Genomic DNA, 15839 nt, shown 5'->3' on the forward strand with positions numbered 1-15839 from the left:
GGCGCGTTGCTTAAGCCGTCGCCGCCGATTTCTCGACCACGATTTTCCGCCAAGGCTTGAGCACGGCGATCGCAAGCAGCGAGGCAAGGATGTTGGCGCCGGCTGCGATGATGAACACGTTGTCCCAATGGCCCGACGACTGCTGCATGTAGTTGGCGATCGGCACCAATAGCGCCGCGGTGCCCTTCGCGGTGTAGAGCAGACCGGCATTGGTCGTCGCGAACTTGGCGCCGAACGTGTCGGTGCAGGTCGAGGGGAACAGCGAATAGATCTCGCCCCAGGCAAAGAACACGAAGCCCGAGAGCAGCACGAACCAGACCGGGTCGTGGCCCCACAGATAGAGCATCCAGATGCCGAAGCCTTCCATGCCGAAGGCGATGAACATCGTGTTCTCGCGGCCGATCATGTCGGAGATCCAGCCGAAGAACGGACGCGTCAGACCGTTGAGGACGCGGTCGATGGTGGCCGCGAAGGTCACCGCGGTCATCGTCACCGCCATCAGCGTGACCGGCACACTGTCGACCTTCCAGTCGACCGCGATCGGCTTCAGGTTCGCCGTCACCATCAGGCCGCCGGCGCCGACGATCACGAACATGAAGTACATCAGCCAGAAGATCGGCTGCCGCAGCACTTCGGTCGGCTGATAGTTGCGCCGGGTCTGGATGATGTTGGCATTGGCCACGACGGCCGGCACCTGTCCGGCCTTCGGCGCGAGCAGGAAGAAGGCGAGCAGCACGATGATGATGCCCTGGCCGAGGCCGAAATAGAGGAAGGTGGTCTGGAAGCCGGAGTCCTTGATCATCGCCTGGATTGGCGCAACCGTCAGTGCGGACCCTGCGCCGAAACCGGCTGCAGTGATGCCCGCCGCAAGTCCGCGCTTGTCGGGAAACCATTTCAGCGCGTTGCCGACGCAGGTGCCGTAGACGCCGCCGGCGCCGATGCCGGCGACGATCATGCCGAGATAGTAGCCGTTCAGCGAGGTCGCATGCGCGTTGATCGCCCACCCGATCGCGCAGAGAATGCCGCCGATCAGCACGACGAGGCGCGGACCGTATTTGTCGACGAACCAGCCCTCGACCGGCACCAGCCAGGTCTCGAACAACACAAACAGCGTGAAGGCCCACTGGATCGATGCGCGATCCCATCCAAACTTCTTCTGGATGTCGGGGACGAAGAATGTCCACCCGTATTGATAGTTTGCGATCATCACCATCGCGGCGACGCCGATCGCAAGTTGCGTCCAGCGATAGGTATCGCTGACACGCGCGGCCGCGGGGGCCGCAGTTGCCTGAACCATGTCCGACATTCATCCTCCCAGTGCGCGCTTTGTCATTCTGCTTGTGGCGCGGCTCGGTCATCTTGGTATTTGATATGCCAAGGTTCAAGCTGTCGCAGAGGTCGCGTGCGCATATGCCGCAGAGGACTGAAGGCGGTCACCGCAGTGAGAGTAATTCAGCGCGCAAAAAAAATGACCCCGAAAATCGGGGCCATTGGTCGAAGGTTCAATGTCAGATCGCGTCTTGCGCGAAACAGTCTCGGTGCAGCGCGCGCAGGCCTCAGAGGCCGAAGCGCGGCAGGTCGCCATTGCGGTTCGCGATCTCCGCGCTCTTCATCAGCAGGCGATCGATCGTGGCCATCAGGCGGCCGAACAGGGTCGAGGAGGGCGCGAACGCGATTGCGGTAGTCTTGGACATTGGTGTCCCCTTTCAACTGCAGGGCCAGCAACGGGCCGGCTCATCATCTGCAGCCAAACTATGTATACCAGATGCCAGGGACAACGGATTTGTTTGCATGGCAGCATGGACAATGGTGCAATGCAACAAAGCGGACCGACTGGCATCCCAGATTGAAGGGGAGAACGGTCTGAAGCAGCGGCAAAGCCTGGGCAATCGGGCCTTCACCAGATCAGCAATCCTGCTGCTCTTGCGCGTACCCTTCGATGCGGCCCGACCGCCGCCGTCGCTGCGTCATAAAGAAAGGCCGCCCAAACGGGGCGGCCTTGAGTGACTGGGTTTGCTTTTCTTCTTGGCCGATGAAGGGTCGGGGCCAGATCCCTTCACCGCGTCCAGTCTTCGCCCGCGCATAGCGTTCCCATGCAGCCGCGAACGTTCAGCGTGCCCGACGAAACCAGTGTCACCGAGCTTTCATAGATCTTGCCGTCATCGGCGTTGTAGATCCTGCCCGCCCATTTGTTCGAGCCTGCGGGCTGCATGTTGATGAAGAGCGAGATGCCCATCACCGGCCGGGTCCGCTGCGTAGGATCGGCATTCTTGTCGTCGCGCTGCGGCTTGCCGGTGGCCTTGTCGGTCGGCTCTTTCAGCCAGACGACGCGGCCGCACAGCGCGCTGCCGCAGCGCTGGACCTTGATCCTGGCGTCACCGGACTGGGTCAGCCAGACGCCGGCCGGATCGCTGGCCTTGTCAGTGGCTTTGGCGGCATCGGCGGCGCTGCCGAGCAGCGGAATGTGGAACGCGGCCACGATCAGGCGGCGCGTGAGGTGAGCGCGGATCAGCTGTTTCAGGGCCCTGGGGAGGCCGTTAATATCTGGGGGTAACGTCATCATACACCTTCTTCATGAAAAATTTCATGATAAGCATGAAATAAATCACGTTTAAGGTTGAGTCAACAACATTACCGCAGCATGATGCTTTCAGGCCGTAACGGCCTGCAGGGCAAAAAATTATTCGGATGGGTGCAATGAGGAAGTCGGTTCGCGAGCAGCGCCAGCTTTGGTTTCGCCGGCTCGATTGGGCGTTCTGGGCGATCTGGGCCGCGCTGCCTGTGGTGCTGTGGCTGGCCTATTACCGGACTACGACTGCCGCGGGCGCGATCGCCGAAAGCCTCAGCGGCGAGCAGGCGAAGTGCGCCAGCATCGTCGCCAACCCGCTGACCATGTCGACCATGGGCCAGGTGCTGTTCTGGTCGCTGTTCGCGCTTGGGGTATCGTTTTACGCCGTGCTGATCGGCATCCTTCATCGCATGGTCAACCGATTCGCCAACGGGCGGATCTTCGCGTCCGAAACGCTGCAGGGGGTGTGGTGGATGGGGATCTTTCTGGTGGTCTGGCCGTTCGTCGATACGATCACGACCAATGCGGTGCTTTATGTCTTGTATCGAACCGGCGACATCAAGTTCTTCCTGCCGAGCTACAACGTCGACGTCGGCACCATCGCGGGCGGGGTTTTCCTGATGGCGCTGAAATTCGTGCTCGAACACGCCATCCTGCTGCAGTCCGAAAACGAGCTCACGATCTGAGGTGAATGCCGGTGCCCATCGTGGTGAACCTCGATGTCATGCTCGCAAAGCGCAAGCGCCGCCTCGGAGACCTCGCGGACGCGATCGGCATCTCGATTCAAAATCTGTCGATCCTGAAGACCGGCAAGGCCAAGGCGATGCGCTTCTCGACGCTGTCGGCGATCTGTCGCGAACTGGACTGCCGGCCGGGAGATATTCTGGAGTACGTGCCGGGTGATGAGGGCGAGGCCGATGCCGGCGAGGGCGGCTGATCCGGCGCGCGATCGGTCGCGTCACGGCATTGCCGGCGGGGTGCAGCCAAACTGACAGATCCCAGATGAATCCGTCGAAAATGATCCAAAGCAGACGTGTCTGAAAGCCCGGAAGTTGCCATTTTTACGAGCGCTCGCGTATGCTCCACGTGCAGGATCGTAGTGGGAGACATCCAAATGGCGATGGAGCTGAGGGGCGCGAGCGGCGAGGGATTTGCGACGATTGCCGCTGATGGTCGCGTGTTGGATTCCTGGTTTCTTCAGCTACGCCTCGTTGCGGAGAGCGGCAAAGCGGCAACGGTACGGCTGGCGAGCGACGAGATCAGCAGATCGTTGGGCGAGTCGGCAGACGGATATGCGCGACACGACGACATTCGCAATGTCGATATCGTTGCCATTCGTACAGAAATTGACTCCCTTGCATCTGCGCCGACTGACGTGCACGACGCATATCTTCGCCTCCATCTCCTGAGCCACCGGCTCGTCCAGCCCAATTGCATGAACCTTGAAGGAATCTTCGGTCTGTTACCCAACGTCGCCTGGACGACGCTCGGTCCCTGTGAATGCTCTCGTGTATCGGAAGCGCGCATCTTAGCGCGAAGGCGTGCCGTTGCGTTTGAGGTGACCGGCGTCGACAAGTTTCCGCGCATGACTGATTATGTGACGCCAGCGGACGTGAGAATTGCAGATGCGGATCGCGTAAGGCTTGGGGCTTACCTGGCTCCGGGCACGACCGTCATGCATGAAGGCTTTTGCAATTTCAATGCGGGCACGCTCGGTCCCTGCATGGTCGAAGGCCGGATAAGCGCCGGTGTGGTTGTCGGAAGCGGCAGCGACGTTGGTGGCGGAGCGTCGATCATGGGCACTCTGTCCGGAGGAGGGAAAGAGAGGATTACAGTCGGCGAGCGCTGTCTGATCGGAGCCAACGCCGGTATCGGCATTGCGTTGGGTGACGATTGTATCGTCGAAGCGGGCTGTTATGTCACGGCCGGCGCGCGCATCCTTTTGGAAGATGGCCGAGTATTGAAAGCCAAAGAACTCTCGGGCCAGAAGGGCCTTCTATTCCGTCGTAATTCCCAGAGCGGCGCTCTTGAGGCAACCCGACGTACACCCAATTGGGGCGGCCTCAACTCGCAACTGCACGGCTAGGCAGTTCAATCGAAGAAGTCGCCGGCGACAATTGTGGCGCGTCGGCGATGTCGCCTTCTGGTCCATCGTGACATTTGTTGTCATCGCAGAAAGGCGGTCGGTGTCGGGTCGAACCCGACATCGACGAAGGTTTATGGGTGCGCGCCCTTTGACCGACCGCGGCGCAAGCGAGCGACCCTGACGTCGCGATTCCGGGCCGGGCGCTCCTGAACGTGCTTCCAGAACGCCTCTGCCGCGGGCGTCAGCCGCGATCGCGGACGAAACACCCGGATCTCAATCGGGATATTCCATTCCGGGCTGCCCGCCGCGACCAGCTCGCCCGACGCAAGCTGGTCGGTGATGAGGCTCTCCGGAAGCCAGGCCATCCCGCGGCCGGCTTGCACCATCGTGACGAGGAGTTTTGCGAGGTGCGAGGTGAATGCCGGCTTCAAATGCGCTTGCAGCGGCGATGCCGAGCGGACGGCATCCAGAATTCTTCCCATGCCCGACTCGGTCTTGAAGCTCAGGAATGTCACGGGCGCAGAGCTGGTTCCGGGCAATCTGAATCGAGGAGCCTTGCCCGACTTCGAGCCCGGTACGGAGGCCGGTATCAGGCGATCATTGCCGACGTGAATCGACAGGAAATGCGAATTCGTCAGCGTAGTCGCAGCAGCCGCATGATGATGGCAAAGCAGGAAATGGACTTCGCCCGCAAGCAGCATGCGCTCGCAGGCCTCCATATGGTTGGCGACGAGCTGGACGTTCGGCACAAAGGAAAGCGCCATCTCGATCTGCCGAAGCCAATCCGGGAAGAAGGTCAACGACAGCGCATTGGTCGATGCGAACTTCAGGGCATCGGACGAGCCGCGCGCCAGCTCTTGCGCTTCGAGCCGGCCGGCGGCGAGCCGCCGCACGATGTCTTCAGCCGTCAGGCGGAAAGCTTCGCCGGCAGGGGTGAGATGCACGACATGTGTCGTGCGTTCGAACAGTGCAGCGCCGGCCCATAGCTCCAGTGCCTTGATTCTCCGGCTGAGCGCAGGTTGCGACGAATTTCGTTCCTCCGCGGCGCGCGAAAAGCTGCGCGCCGTCGCCACCGCAATGAAGTCGTGCAGCCAATTGATTTCCATGATCCGGCTTGCTTATGCAAATTCTGCATAATCATATCATGACGTGACATTGGATTTCCAGAACCCCGGCCTGCACCCTCGCTGAAAGTCAGATTTTCCATTCGGGAGGCGGAATGCCGGGGCGCACGCTCTACGACAAGCTGGTCGACGCGCATGTGGTGCGGCGGATCGACGACGACGGTCTCGTTCTGCTCTACGTCGATCGCACGGTGCTCAACGAGTACACCAGTCCGCAGGCTTTCGCAGGATTGCGCGCCGCCGGGCGCAGGGTCTGGAATCCGTCGGCGGCCCTCATGGTCGTCGACCATGTCAATCCGACCGCGGCGCGGCGAACACGGGAGATGCCCGACGTCGACGCGGCGCGGCAGGTCGACTATTTCGCCGAGAACGCGCGCGATTTCGGCATCGAGTATTTCGACATCATGGATCCCCGGCAGGGCATCGAGCACGTCGTGGCGCCGGAGCAGGGCCTGGTGATGCCGGGAATGGTGATCGCTGCGGGGGACAGCCACACCACGGCCTACGGCGCGTTCGGCGCGCTCGGCTACGGGATCGGCACCTCCGACATCGAGCACTATTTGGCGACCTCGACGGTTCGCTACCGTCGCCTGAAGACGATGCGCATCAACGTGACCGGGCACCTGCCGCTCGGGGTCACGTCCAAGGACATCGTCATGGAGATCATCCGGCGCATCGGCGCGGACGGTGCAACCGGCTATGCGGTCGAGTTCGCGGGGCCTGCCGTGCGCGACATGAGCGTCGAAGGGCGCATCGTGATGTCGATCATGATCGTCGAGGCCGGCGCACGCGGCGTCGTCGTCGCGCCCGACCAGAAGGTGCTCGATTATCTCGAGGGACGGCCGCGGGCTCCAAAAGGCGAGATGTGGGACCGTGCTGCCCGCGCCTGGTTGCAGCTTCGCTCCGATCCCGACGCCCGGTTCGACCGCGAGATGACGGTCGACGCCGGAGAGGTCGCGCCGGTCGTGACGTGGGGCACCAGTCCCGATCAGGCGATCGCAGTCACCGGTCAGGTGCCGGATCCGGAGAACAACGCCGCTGCCGTCCGTGCCTTGAGCTATATGGGGTTGCAGGCGGGCACGCCGATTCAATCGGTCCCGATCGATTTCGCCTTCATCGGCTCGTGCACGAATTCCCGCATCGAGGACCTGCGCGAGGCAGCGAAGGTCTTCCGCGGCCGTCATGTCGCGACGGGTGTTCGCGCGATCGTCGTTCCCGGCTCGACGCAGGTCAGGGTGCAGGCCGAAATCGAAGGGATCGCTCAGATCCTGATCGATGCCGGCGTCGAGTGGCGGCAGTCCGGCTGCTCGATGTGCCTTGCGATGAACGACGACATTCTTGCGCCGGGTCAGCGATCCGCTTCATCGACCAACCGCAATTTCGAGGGGCGTCAGGGCCCCGGCGCCCGGACCCATTTAATGAGCCCCGCGATGGTCGCGGCTGCGGCCGTCACCGGTCGCATCACCGACGTGCGCGCCCTGATCAAGGAAGGTGCGCAATGACGCCGTTCCATTGCGTGACCGGAACCGCGGCGCCGATGATGACGCCCAATGTCGATACCGACGTGATCATGCCCAAGATGTTCCTCAAGGGGATCGATCGCAGCGGGCTCGGCGAGGGGGTTTTCAATCTCCTTCGCTTCAACGCGGGCAGGCCAAACCCCGACTTCGTCTTGAACCGGGACGGATACCGCGACGCCTCTTTCCTTGTGGTCGGTCCGAATTTCGGCTGCGGATCGAGCCGCGAGCACGCGGTATGGGGACTTCAGCAACTCGGCATCCGCGCCCTGATCGGCACGACGTTCGCCGGCATCTTCAACGACAATTGCGCCAACAACGGCCTGCTCACGATCAGCCTCGATGCGGCCACGTGCGGCGCTCTCGCCGATGCCGTCTCCGATCCGGCAAGCAACCGCCTCACCGTCGATCTCGAGCAACAGACCATCCGGATCGAGGGCGGCGATGGCCGGAGCGTGCCCTTCGGGATCGAGGCCGCCAGGAAAGAGGCATTCCTCACGGGACGGGATGCGATCGGCTCCACGCTCGCCTTTGCCGACGACATCCGCGCCTTCGAGGCCCGGCACAGGGCTGAGAATCCCTGGATGTTCTGAGCCGGACGCCGGGCGCCGTGGTGACGCTCAACGACTAAAACACCATCAAGGGAGGCTTTCTTGACTGACACGACCGTTAAGCTCAACGATGCGACGGACTCGCCTGCTTCGTCCGCGTCTGCCGCACTGAAGATCGGGCCGTTGCCGATCGGGGTTTATCTATTCGCTGCGCTTGTCTGCGCGGTCGCCGTCTATTCGGGAAAGCTTCCGAACGACGTGATCGGCGGCCTTTCCGTCCTGATGCTGCTTGGCTTCCTTCTCGGCAAGCTCGGTCAGACCATTCCAGTCCTGAAGCAAATCGGCGGCACGGCGATCTTGTGCCTATTCGTTCCCGCGGCGCTTGTCAGCTACGGACTGATGCCCGAGCCCGCACTCAAGGCCATCACGACGACGTTTCGTACGGCCAACTTTCAGTATTTCTTCATCGCCTGTCTCGTCGCAGGCTCGATCCTGGGGATGCCCCATCGCGTCCTGGTGCAGGGCTTTCTCAAGATGTTCATTCCGCTGCTGATCGGGACCCTGAGCGCGGTCGCGATCGGCATCGCGGTCGGCGTGCTGTTCGGTCACAGCCCGAGGGATACGTTCTTCTTCGTGATCATACCGATCATCGGGGGTGGTCTGGCGGAAGGCGTGTTGCCGCTGTCCATCGCTTACTCGGAAATGCTTCATCAGCCGCAGGCCGACCTTGTCGCGCAGATGGTTCCCGCGGCGTTGCTCGGGAACGTGGTTGCCATCGTCACCGCCGGCCTGCTGGTGCGGCTGGGCGAGAAGCGACGGGATCTCAATGGTCAGGGCATGCTGGTCAAGACCGGAGATGAAGGCATCCTCGGTCCCGCGCGATCCGATCGTCCGATCGATCTCGGCCTTCTCGGTGCCGGAATCGTGCTGTCGTGCGTGCTGTTCGTGCTCGGCATGGTGCTGGCGCCGTACACCGGCATTCCCGGACCGATCCTCATGATCATCGCAGCCGTCATCCTCAAGCTGACGAGGACGCTTCCCGCCGAGGTGGAGCTCGGCGCCTACCAGATCAACAAGTTCATGTCGACCAATCTCACCTTTGCGATCCTGGTCGCGATGGGAGCGTTGCTTGTGTCGTGGCAGCAGCTCGTCGCGTCGTTCAATCCCGGGTACATCTCGATCTGCACCGCGACCGTGCTCGCGATGACGGCGTCCGGGTTCTTCGTCGGAAAGTGGCTGAACATGTATCCGATCGAGGCTGCGGTCGTGACGGCATGCCATTCCGGACTGGGAGGCACCGGCGACGTCGCCATCCTCGGAGCCGCCGATCGCATGGGGCTGATGGCCTTTGCCCAGATATCGACACGGGTCGGAGGGGCAATCATGATCGTGATCGCGACCCTGCTGATGAAGGCGCTGTCCTGATCGTCATCCGCATCGCAGTGGTGGCGGCGCAACAACCTGTACCGCCAAGGCCACATCTGCTCAGCTTGCAGCCGCGCCTGGCCGGATCAGGGCGCGCATCAGCTCCTCGACGAGGGTTGTTGCTTTGGGCCAGCGCAAGGTGGGCTTGTTGATCTGGAGCGAGATCACGCCGTGGGTCGCCGCCCATAGCAGCAGTGACAGCCGTTCTGCATCTTCCGCCTCGCGGCCGGGCGTCGCCGCGAGGATATCCTTGATCAGCGCCACCACGCGGATCTGGATCGCACGCCCGAACGTTGCTGCTTTCGGATCGCTCAGGCCGGATATCACGCGGCCTTCGTACAGCATCTTGTAATGGCCCGGCCGTTCCAGCCCGAAACGGACTGTGGCGAAGACGCCGGCACGCAGGCGCTCCCATGCACCGCTGCCGGCTGCCTCTTCCGCCTTGGTGCGCAGCTCGACGAGTTCATCGAACAGCTTTTGCAGAACCGCAAGCAGCAGCGCGTCGCGATCGGCGAAGTGCGGATAGACCGACGGCGCGGCGATGCCGGCCTGTTTGGCGACCGCGCGCAGTGAAACGCCTTCGCATGAGCCGGCTTTTTCGATCAGCGTAATGGCGGCCATGAGGATGTCCTCGCGCAATTGTCCGCCTTCGCCTCTCGCATTCCGTTGACGCGCCTTCATCCGATTCCTTTGGCTGATGCCTGTAACCTTACGCGCGTTCGGCTTGACCTGTAAACTTAACGGATGTAAGCTAACATATGTAAGTTCATGAAATCGGAGATCCGATGACGACCACCATATCCTCAGGCGGCGCCTTCACGCCCGCCGGCACCACCTGGACGCTCAATCGCATGGGCTTTGGCGCAATGCAGTTGACAGGGCCCATGGTATGGGGGCCACCCAAGGACCACTCAGCCGCGCTTGCCGTTCTGCGGGAGGCTGTCCGCTGCGGCGTCAACCACATCGATACGAGCGACTATTACGGTCCGCACATCGCCAATCAGATCATCAAGGAAGCTCTGCACCCTTACCCCGCCGGCCTCACCATCGTGACCAAGGTCGGCGCGCGCCGGGGTCCGGACAAATCCTGGCCCCAGGCGATCTCCCGGCAGGAATTGATCGACGCCGTGCACGACAATCTGCGCAATCTCGGCCTTGATGTGCTCGATGTCGTCAATCTGCGCCTCGGCGGCCAATTTGGCCCCGACGACAGTTCGGTGGAAGCGCCGCTCTCCGTGCTGGCCGAATTGCAGCAGCGAGGTTTGATCCGCCATATCGGCCTGAGCAACATTTCCCATGCGCAGTTCGAAGAAGGCAGCAGGATCGCCGCCATCGTCTGCGTGCAGAACCACTATAATCTGGCGCATCGCATCGACGACGCCTTGATCGACGACCTCGCGGCCAGGCAGGTCGCCTATGTGCCGTTTTTCCCCCTGGGCGGATTCCGCCCGCTCAACTCGCCCATTCTGGACGGCGTCGCGCAAAGCCTCGGGGCAACGGCCCGTCAGGTCGCGCTCGCATGGTTGCTGCAGCGCGCGCCGAACGTGCTGTTGATCGCCGGCACGTCATCGGTCGCGCATCTCCACCAGAATTTTGCAGCCGGCGCCCTGCAACTGCCGCCCGAGGCGATCGCGCAGCTCGACAGCATCGCAGCAGCCAGCAAGCAGGGGCAACGTTGACAATGAGCAGCAAGACGGACGCGCGCGAGGAGCGGGCGCGCAACGCAATCAACGCACTGCTCGCCGATATCAAGGCCGCCTGGGCCACCAACGACGCGGACAGGTTGGCGCAGGCCTTCGCGCAGGACGCGATTTTCGTCCCGTTCAACGGTTCGCGCCTGCTCGGCCGCGCGGCGATCGCCGAGTTTCACATGCGGCCCTTCGCGACGGAGCTTCAGGGATCGCGGCTGCTCGTTGATCTCGTCGACATCCGTCCGCTGTCGGAGACGCTTTATCTCGTCGCGACCAGCGGCGGACCGGCGAGGCAGGGGCAGGAGAACCCTCCTCAGGCGACGCAGAGCTATATATGCCAGGATATCGGCGACCGATGGGCCATCCTGTTCTTCCAGAACACGCCCGTTCGTTCGCCTCCCGGCGCTCCCTGACTATTTCAGGGTGCGAAGCAGATTTGTGTCTCCGCTTCCCCGTTAGAGTTCCGCTGCCCCTCGCAAATCACGGCTGCGGTTTGCCTGTTTTGCCCAGATAAGATGCAGATGGGGCGCAGGTTCGCTTCCGACCCGAAGCGGTCATGAGAGCGGCAGCGAGAGTTCTTGCGCCAACGGCGAAAATGATTGCTGATGATCCGACCGAAACGCGGCGGGATCGGATCGATTCGTAGTCCGGATACCACCGCGCGCGTAGTGTACCACCGCCGTTAGGTCAACGGTGCTGCCCGATGGCCTCTCGTTCCGAAGTTGCCTAGCGCCTCTCTACTCATGATCGTGCGGCCATGTTTTGGTCAAAACTGCGTCCGCATTGTTGAGATGCCCACTGCAAAGGCTCGCGATGGAAAGGGCAACGTTCGCCAAGGCCGGGATTTTCGCTTTTGGCGATATGCGGAGCGTTGCGGCCTACGCGGTCGAAATCCTGATAGTTGCCGCAATTTATGCCGGCGTTGCTGAATCCGCGCGGTTCCTTCCTGCAATAAACCCAGCCGCGACACCGCTATGGCCACCAACCGGGCTTGCGCTTGCCCTGGTCCTGCTGCGCGGCTACCGGATCTGGCCAGCGATCCTGGTGGGGGCCATCTCTTCGTACCTCATGGCCGGCCGATCGCTCCCAGAGTTCGGTGCCGCCGGGATCGGCAGCCTCCTTGCCGCATGTGCCGGGACATGGCTGATCGGCCGCTGGTCGAACGGTCGCCAGACGTTTGCCACACCATCCGGTGTCGCAAAGTTTGCAATCATTTCCTTTGCGCCGACCACGATGATCAGTTCAGCCGTCGCCTTGGCCGGCTTCACGCTCACCAACGAATCGAGCTTTTCCGATTCCGTCGTGGCCGGGTTGACCTGGTGGCTTGCGGACGCCGCCGGCGCCTTGGTGTTTGCTCCGGTCATCGTGCTCTGGGCGACGATGCCCTTACGCATTGCTTCCAAATGGACGCTGTTGGAATCGGTCGCGGTCGCTGCTCTCGCCGGTATGATTGGGCTCGCTGCTTACAGCCCGCTGATCGGTAGCGATCTCGTCAGCAGCGGCCTCGACGTGTTGTTGCCACATCGGAGCCTTCTGGGCTTTCTGGTTCTGCTGCCCTTGATTTGGGCCGCTCTGCGCGGCGATCGATGCACCGTGGCGACGGCCGCGTTCATTTTCATCGGAACTGCCGTGTGGGGGTTCTCGGTGGGGAATGATCCATTTCCGAAAATCGATCCGAACGGAGCGCTGTTATCCTTGTTTGTGCTTTCGATCATCGTGTCGGCGCCGCCTCTTGCCCTGGCCGCGGCAAGCGCGACGCGCCAGGCCAGGGAAGCCCATTTGCTTTCCGTCCAGGACCAGCTGAACAGCCAACTCGAACGGAAAGCTTTGGCGCTCGACAGCATCAGACGGCACTTCCAGACCCTGATCGAAGGCGTCGTCGACTATGCAATTTTTGCGCTTGATCGAGAAGGACACGTGACGAGCTGGAATAGCACCGCTCAAACGATCATCGGCTACAGCTCGGAAGAAATCATCGGCAAGCACTTCGGGATATTCTATCGGCCGGATGAACGCCGCGCGGGTTCGCCGACGCACGCGCTGGAGTCGGCAATCGAAAGCGGCAAGTACGATGTGGAGGGTTGGCGTATCAGGAAGAATGGTACGCCGTTTTTCATCACGGGCTCAGTCTCATCGAGCCATGATGACGCAGGAAATCTGATCGGTTTCATCAGTATCCTGCGCGACGCGACGGAGCGCCGCGATGCGGAGGAAAAGCTGGTCCAGGCGCGCGAACAGCTCGCGATGTCTCAGAAGATGGAGGCAATCGGCAAGCTGACCGGCGGGATTGCGCACGACTTCAACAATCTCTTGATGATCATCGGAGGCAGTGCGCAGATATTTCAACGGCTGCTTGATCCAAAACTGCCAAAGGCCATCGACGCCATACAAACCGCAGCCAAACGCGGCGAAAGCCTCACGCGCCAATTGTTGACATTCTCTCGTCACCAGCATCTCAGCCCGACGGTCGTCGATCTGAATGCGTCGATCAAGAACATGCGGACCATGATCGAGAGCTCGCTGCGCGGCAACATCGTGTACAACGAGAACGTTGGCGACGGTGTTTCGCCGGTGAAGGTTGACCTTGCCGAACTTGAACTTGCGATCGTCAACATCGCCGTCAATGCGCGAGATGCAATGACAAGCGGCGGCACATTCACGTTGTCGGTCCACGCGGTCACCGCAAATCAGGAAACCGGCGGCGATCGCCGTGGCAAAGCCTTCTTTGCGATCACACTTGGCGATACGGGCACCGGTATTCCGCCAAATCTTCTGTCCAAGATGTTCGATCCGTTTTTCACGACCAAGGAGGTCGGCAAAGGGACCGGGCTCGGTTTGTCCCAAGTGTATGGTTTTGCGCACCAGGCGGGCGGAACGGTGACGGCAGACAGCAAGGTCGGACAAGGAACAACGATTACAATCTATCTGCCGTCTTGTGCGGACGAGCAGATCACCAACAAAGAGCTCGCCGCCGCCCGGGCAAGGCCCAGGCAGCCGCCGCGGCAGACGGTCCTCGTTGTCGACGACAGTCCCGAAGTGGCGGACGTGACATCATCGCTGTTCGAGCATCTGGGTTATGAAACCATCTATCGAGATTCGGCCGAAGCGGCATTGAAACTGCTCGATACCGGTACAAGGATCGATCTCGTCTTCAGCGATATCGTCATGCCAGGGACCATCGATGGCGTCGGGCTCGCGAGAGAAGTTCGGTCGCGGTACCCCGGTTTGCCGATAGCCCTTACGACAGGTTACAGCGATGCCGCAAAAGCCGCTCCGCCAAGTTTGAAAATACTCCGCAAGCCGTTCGATACCGAGGCGCTGCGAGACTTTATCCAGGATCTTGCGCCGGCGAGATCGACGCGCTCGTCCGGCATACCTTTGGCGTCAGGCACTTCCGACGCAGCGCGCAGAAGTTGACCGGTCGCACCATCATGAGGGCCTTGATCTCATCAATGTCCGCTATTGATTGCGGAGCGCAGACAGCGGGCTCAAACAAAAATGGCCGCAGTTTCCTGCGGCCATTCGTGTCTTGATTGAGCGCAGCCGTTACTCGGCGGCCTGCTTGCGCGGCGGGTCGAGCGCGCCGGAGTCGTGGATCTCGGCAACCTGGTGATCGCTGAAGCCGAGCACCTCGCGCAAGATCTCGTCGGTGTGCTCGCCGAGCAGCGGCGAGCGGGCGACTTCGCTCGGCGAATCCGACAGCTTGATCGGGTTGCCGACCGAGATGTACTTGCCGCGGGTCGGATGATCGACCTCGACCACGGTGCCGGTCGCGCGCAGCGACTGGTCTTCGGCGATCTCCTTCATCGACAGGATCGGGCCGCAGGGGATGTCGTCCTTGTTGAGGATCTCCATCGCCTCGAACTTGGTCTTGGTCATCGTCCACTGCTCGATGCGGGCGAAGATCTCATTGAGGCGCGGCAGGCGGGCCGGCGGCTTGGCGTAGTTCGGATCGGTCTTCCAGGTCGGCTCGCCGATCACGTCGCAGATCTTCTCCCAGACCGGGGCCTGGGTGATGAAGTAGATGTAGGCGTTCGGGTCGGTCTCCCAGCCCTTGCACTTCAGGATGCGGCCGGGCTGACCGCCGCCGGAATCGTTGCCGGCGCGCGGCACGGCATCGCCGAACGGAATGCCTTCGCCGAACTGGCTGTATTCCTTCAGCGGGCCGTGGGCGAGGCGCTGCTGGTCGCGCATCTTGACGCGGGCGAGGTTGAGCACGCCGTCCTGCATCGCCGCGGTGACGCGCTGGCCCTTGCCGGAGTGGGTGCGCTGATACAGCGCGGTGACGATGCCGAGTGCGAGGTGCAAGCCGGTGCCGCTGTCGCCGATCTGCGCGCCGGTGACCAGCGGCAGGCCGTCGCGGAAGCCGGTGGTCGAGGCGGCACCGCCGGTGCACTGCGCGACGTTCTCGTAGACCTTGCAATCCTCATACGGGCCGGGGCCGAAACCCTTGATCGAGGCGACGATCAGCTTCGGGTTGATGGCCTGGATCTTCTCCCAGGGGAAGCCCATGCGATCGAGCACGCCGGGGCCGAAATTCTCGACCAGCACGTCGCACTGCTTGATCAGCGCGGTCAGCACTTCCTTGCCCTTCGGGTTCTTGGTGTCGAGGGTGATCGAGCGCTTGTTGTGGTTCAGCATGGTGAAATACAGGCTGTCCACGTTCGGGATGTCCTGTAGCTGGCCGCGCGTAATGTCGCCGACGCCGGGACGCTCGACCTTGATCACGTCGGCGCCGAACCAGGCCAGCAATTGCGTGCAGGTCGGGCCCGACTGGACGTGGGTGAAATCGAGAATGCGAACGCCCTTGAGCGCCTTGGTCATAATGTATGCTCCGTACTCTGGTCTACCCCTGCACCCGCAGGGAAAATGGGTT

Annotated in this window: 15 protein-coding genes; 9 read left to right on the forward strand and 6 right to left on the reverse strand. The window is 61.9% G+C overall.

The genetic code is table 11. From position 1 onward, the window contains the following. Nucleotides 1–10 precede the first annotated feature (10 nt). The 3 genes from oxlT to BraRD5C2_RS11550 form a co-directional block, all read right to left on the reverse strand. Nucleotides 11–1306, reverse strand: a complete 1296-nt coding sequence (oxlT, locus tag BraRD5C2_RS11540) for an oxalate/formate MFS antiporter (RefSeq protein WP_223968397.1) — start codon at nucleotides 1304–1306, stop codon at nucleotides 11–13. Nucleotides 1307–1556: 250 nt separating this feature from the next. Beyond that, on the reverse strand, nucleotides 1557–1694 hold the full coding sequence (locus BraRD5C2_RS11545; RefSeq protein ID WP_223968399.1) for a hypothetical protein: 138 nt from the start codon (nucleotides 1692–1694) through the stop codon (nucleotides 1557–1559). Nucleotides 1695–2056: 362 nt separating this feature from the next. Beyond that, a complete protein-coding gene (locus BraRD5C2_RS11550) occupies nucleotides 2057–2563 on the reverse strand; it encodes a DUF2147 domain-containing protein (protein WP_374707980.1) in 507 nt (168 codons plus the stop codon). A 134-nt stretch (nucleotides 2564–2697) separates the two neighbouring features. Between BraRD5C2_RS11550 and BraRD5C2_RS11555 the strand changes: the two genes are divergently transcribed. From BraRD5C2_RS11555 to dapD, 3 genes are all read left to right on the forward strand, one after another. Then, nucleotides 2698–3255, forward strand: coding sequence for a DUF2975 domain-containing protein (locus tag BraRD5C2_RS11555; protein WP_223968403.1), 558 nt, complete (start codon nucleotides 2698–2700; stop codon nucleotides 3253–3255). Between the two features lie 5 nt (nucleotides 3256–3260). Further along, the gene (locus tag BraRD5C2_RS11560) at nucleotides 3261–3506 is read left to right on the forward strand and encodes a helix-turn-helix domain-containing protein (protein ID WP_223968405.1); all 246 of its coding nucleotides are present in this window, start codon (nucleotides 3261–3263) and stop codon (nucleotides 3504–3506) included. Between the two features lie 177 nt (nucleotides 3507–3683). Further along, complete coding sequence (dapD, locus tag BraRD5C2_RS11565; RefSeq protein WP_223968407.1) at nucleotides 3684–4655, forward strand: 2,3,4,5-tetrahydropyridine-2,6-dicarboxylate N-succinyltransferase; 972 nt, start codon at nucleotides 3684–3686, stop codon at nucleotides 4653–4655. Nucleotides 4656–4786: 131 nt separating this feature from the next. Here the strand turns inward: dapD and BraRD5C2_RS11570 are convergent, their stop codons facing one another. Beyond that, entirely contained in the window at nucleotides 4787–5761 is a 975-nt protein-coding gene (locus BraRD5C2_RS11570) for a LysR family transcriptional regulator (protein WP_223968409.1), read from the reverse strand. 113 nt (nucleotides 5762–5874) lie between these two features. Here BraRD5C2_RS11570 and leuC point away from each other — a divergent pair, with 113 nt between their 5' ends. The 3 genes from leuC to BraRD5C2_RS11585 are packed head-to-tail and all read left to right on the forward strand — an operon-like array spanning nucleotide 5875 to nucleotide 9272. After that, nucleotides 5875–7281 carry a 3-isopropylmalate dehydratase large subunit gene (leuC, locus tag BraRD5C2_RS11575; RefSeq protein ID WP_223968411.1) on the forward strand — a complete coding sequence of 469 codons (1407 nt, stop codon included), beginning with the start codon at nucleotides 5875–5877 and terminating at the stop codon, nucleotides 7279–7281. Then, nucleotides 7278–7889: a 3-isopropylmalate dehydratase small subunit gene (gene leuD / locus BraRD5C2_RS11580; RefSeq protein WP_223968413.1), complete on the forward strand. Its 612-nt coding sequence runs from the start codon at nucleotides 7278–7280 to the stop codon at nucleotides 7887–7889. Before leuC ends, leuD begins: the two co-directional genes overlap by 4 nt. 60 nt (nucleotides 7890–7949) lie before the next feature. Beyond that, entirely contained in the window at nucleotides 7950–9272 is a 1323-nt protein-coding gene (locus BraRD5C2_RS11585; RefSeq protein ID WP_223968415.1) for a 2-hydroxycarboxylate transporter family protein, read from the forward strand. A gap of 60 nt (nucleotides 9273–9332) precedes the next feature. On the opposite strand, the gene BraRD5C2_RS11590 is transcribed toward BraRD5C2_RS11585, so the two are convergent. Continuing rightward, nucleotides 9333–9893: a TetR/AcrR family transcriptional regulator gene (locus BraRD5C2_RS11590; RefSeq protein WP_249788332.1), complete on the reverse strand. Its 561-nt coding sequence runs from the start codon at nucleotides 9891–9893 to the stop codon at nucleotides 9333–9335. 164 nt (nucleotides 9894–10057) lie between these two features. Between BraRD5C2_RS11590 and BraRD5C2_RS11595 the strand changes: the two genes are divergently transcribed. The 3 genes from BraRD5C2_RS11595 to BraRD5C2_RS11605 all read left to right on the forward strand — a co-directional run bounded on the left by BraRD5C2_RS11595 (nucleotide 10058) and on the right by BraRD5C2_RS11605 (nucleotide 14380). After that, a complete protein-coding gene (locus BraRD5C2_RS11595) occupies nucleotides 10058–10951 on the forward strand; it encodes an oxidoreductase (protein WP_223968418.1) in 894 nt (297 codons plus the stop codon). 2 nt (nucleotides 10952–10953) lie between these two features. Beyond that, the gene (locus BraRD5C2_RS11600; RefSeq protein WP_223968420.1) at nucleotides 10954–11376 is read left to right on the forward strand and encodes an SgcJ/EcaC family oxidoreductase; all 423 of its coding nucleotides are present in this window, start codon (nucleotides 10954–10956) and stop codon (nucleotides 11374–11376) included. A 400-nt stretch (nucleotides 11377–11776) separates the two neighbouring features. Continuing rightward, nucleotides 11777–14380 (forward strand): MASE1 domain-containing protein, encoded by a 2604-nt coding sequence (locus BraRD5C2_RS11605; protein ID WP_223968422.1) that lies wholly within the window; start codon nucleotides 11777–11779, stop codon nucleotides 14378–14380. Nucleotides 14381–14509: 129 nt separating this feature from the next. On the opposite strand, the gene frc is transcribed toward BraRD5C2_RS11605, so the two are convergent. Continuing rightward, nucleotides 14510–15787, reverse strand: a complete 1278-nt coding sequence (frc, locus tag BraRD5C2_RS11610; RefSeq protein ID WP_223968423.1) for a formyl-CoA transferase — start codon at nucleotides 15785–15787, stop codon at nucleotides 14510–14512. Nucleotides 15788–15839 lie beyond the last annotated feature (52 nt).

The organism is Bradyrhizobium sp. RD5-C2 (assembly GCF_019972155.1).
Lineage (GTDB): Bacteria > Pseudomonadota > Alphaproteobacteria > Rhizobiales > Xanthobacteraceae > Bradyrhizobium.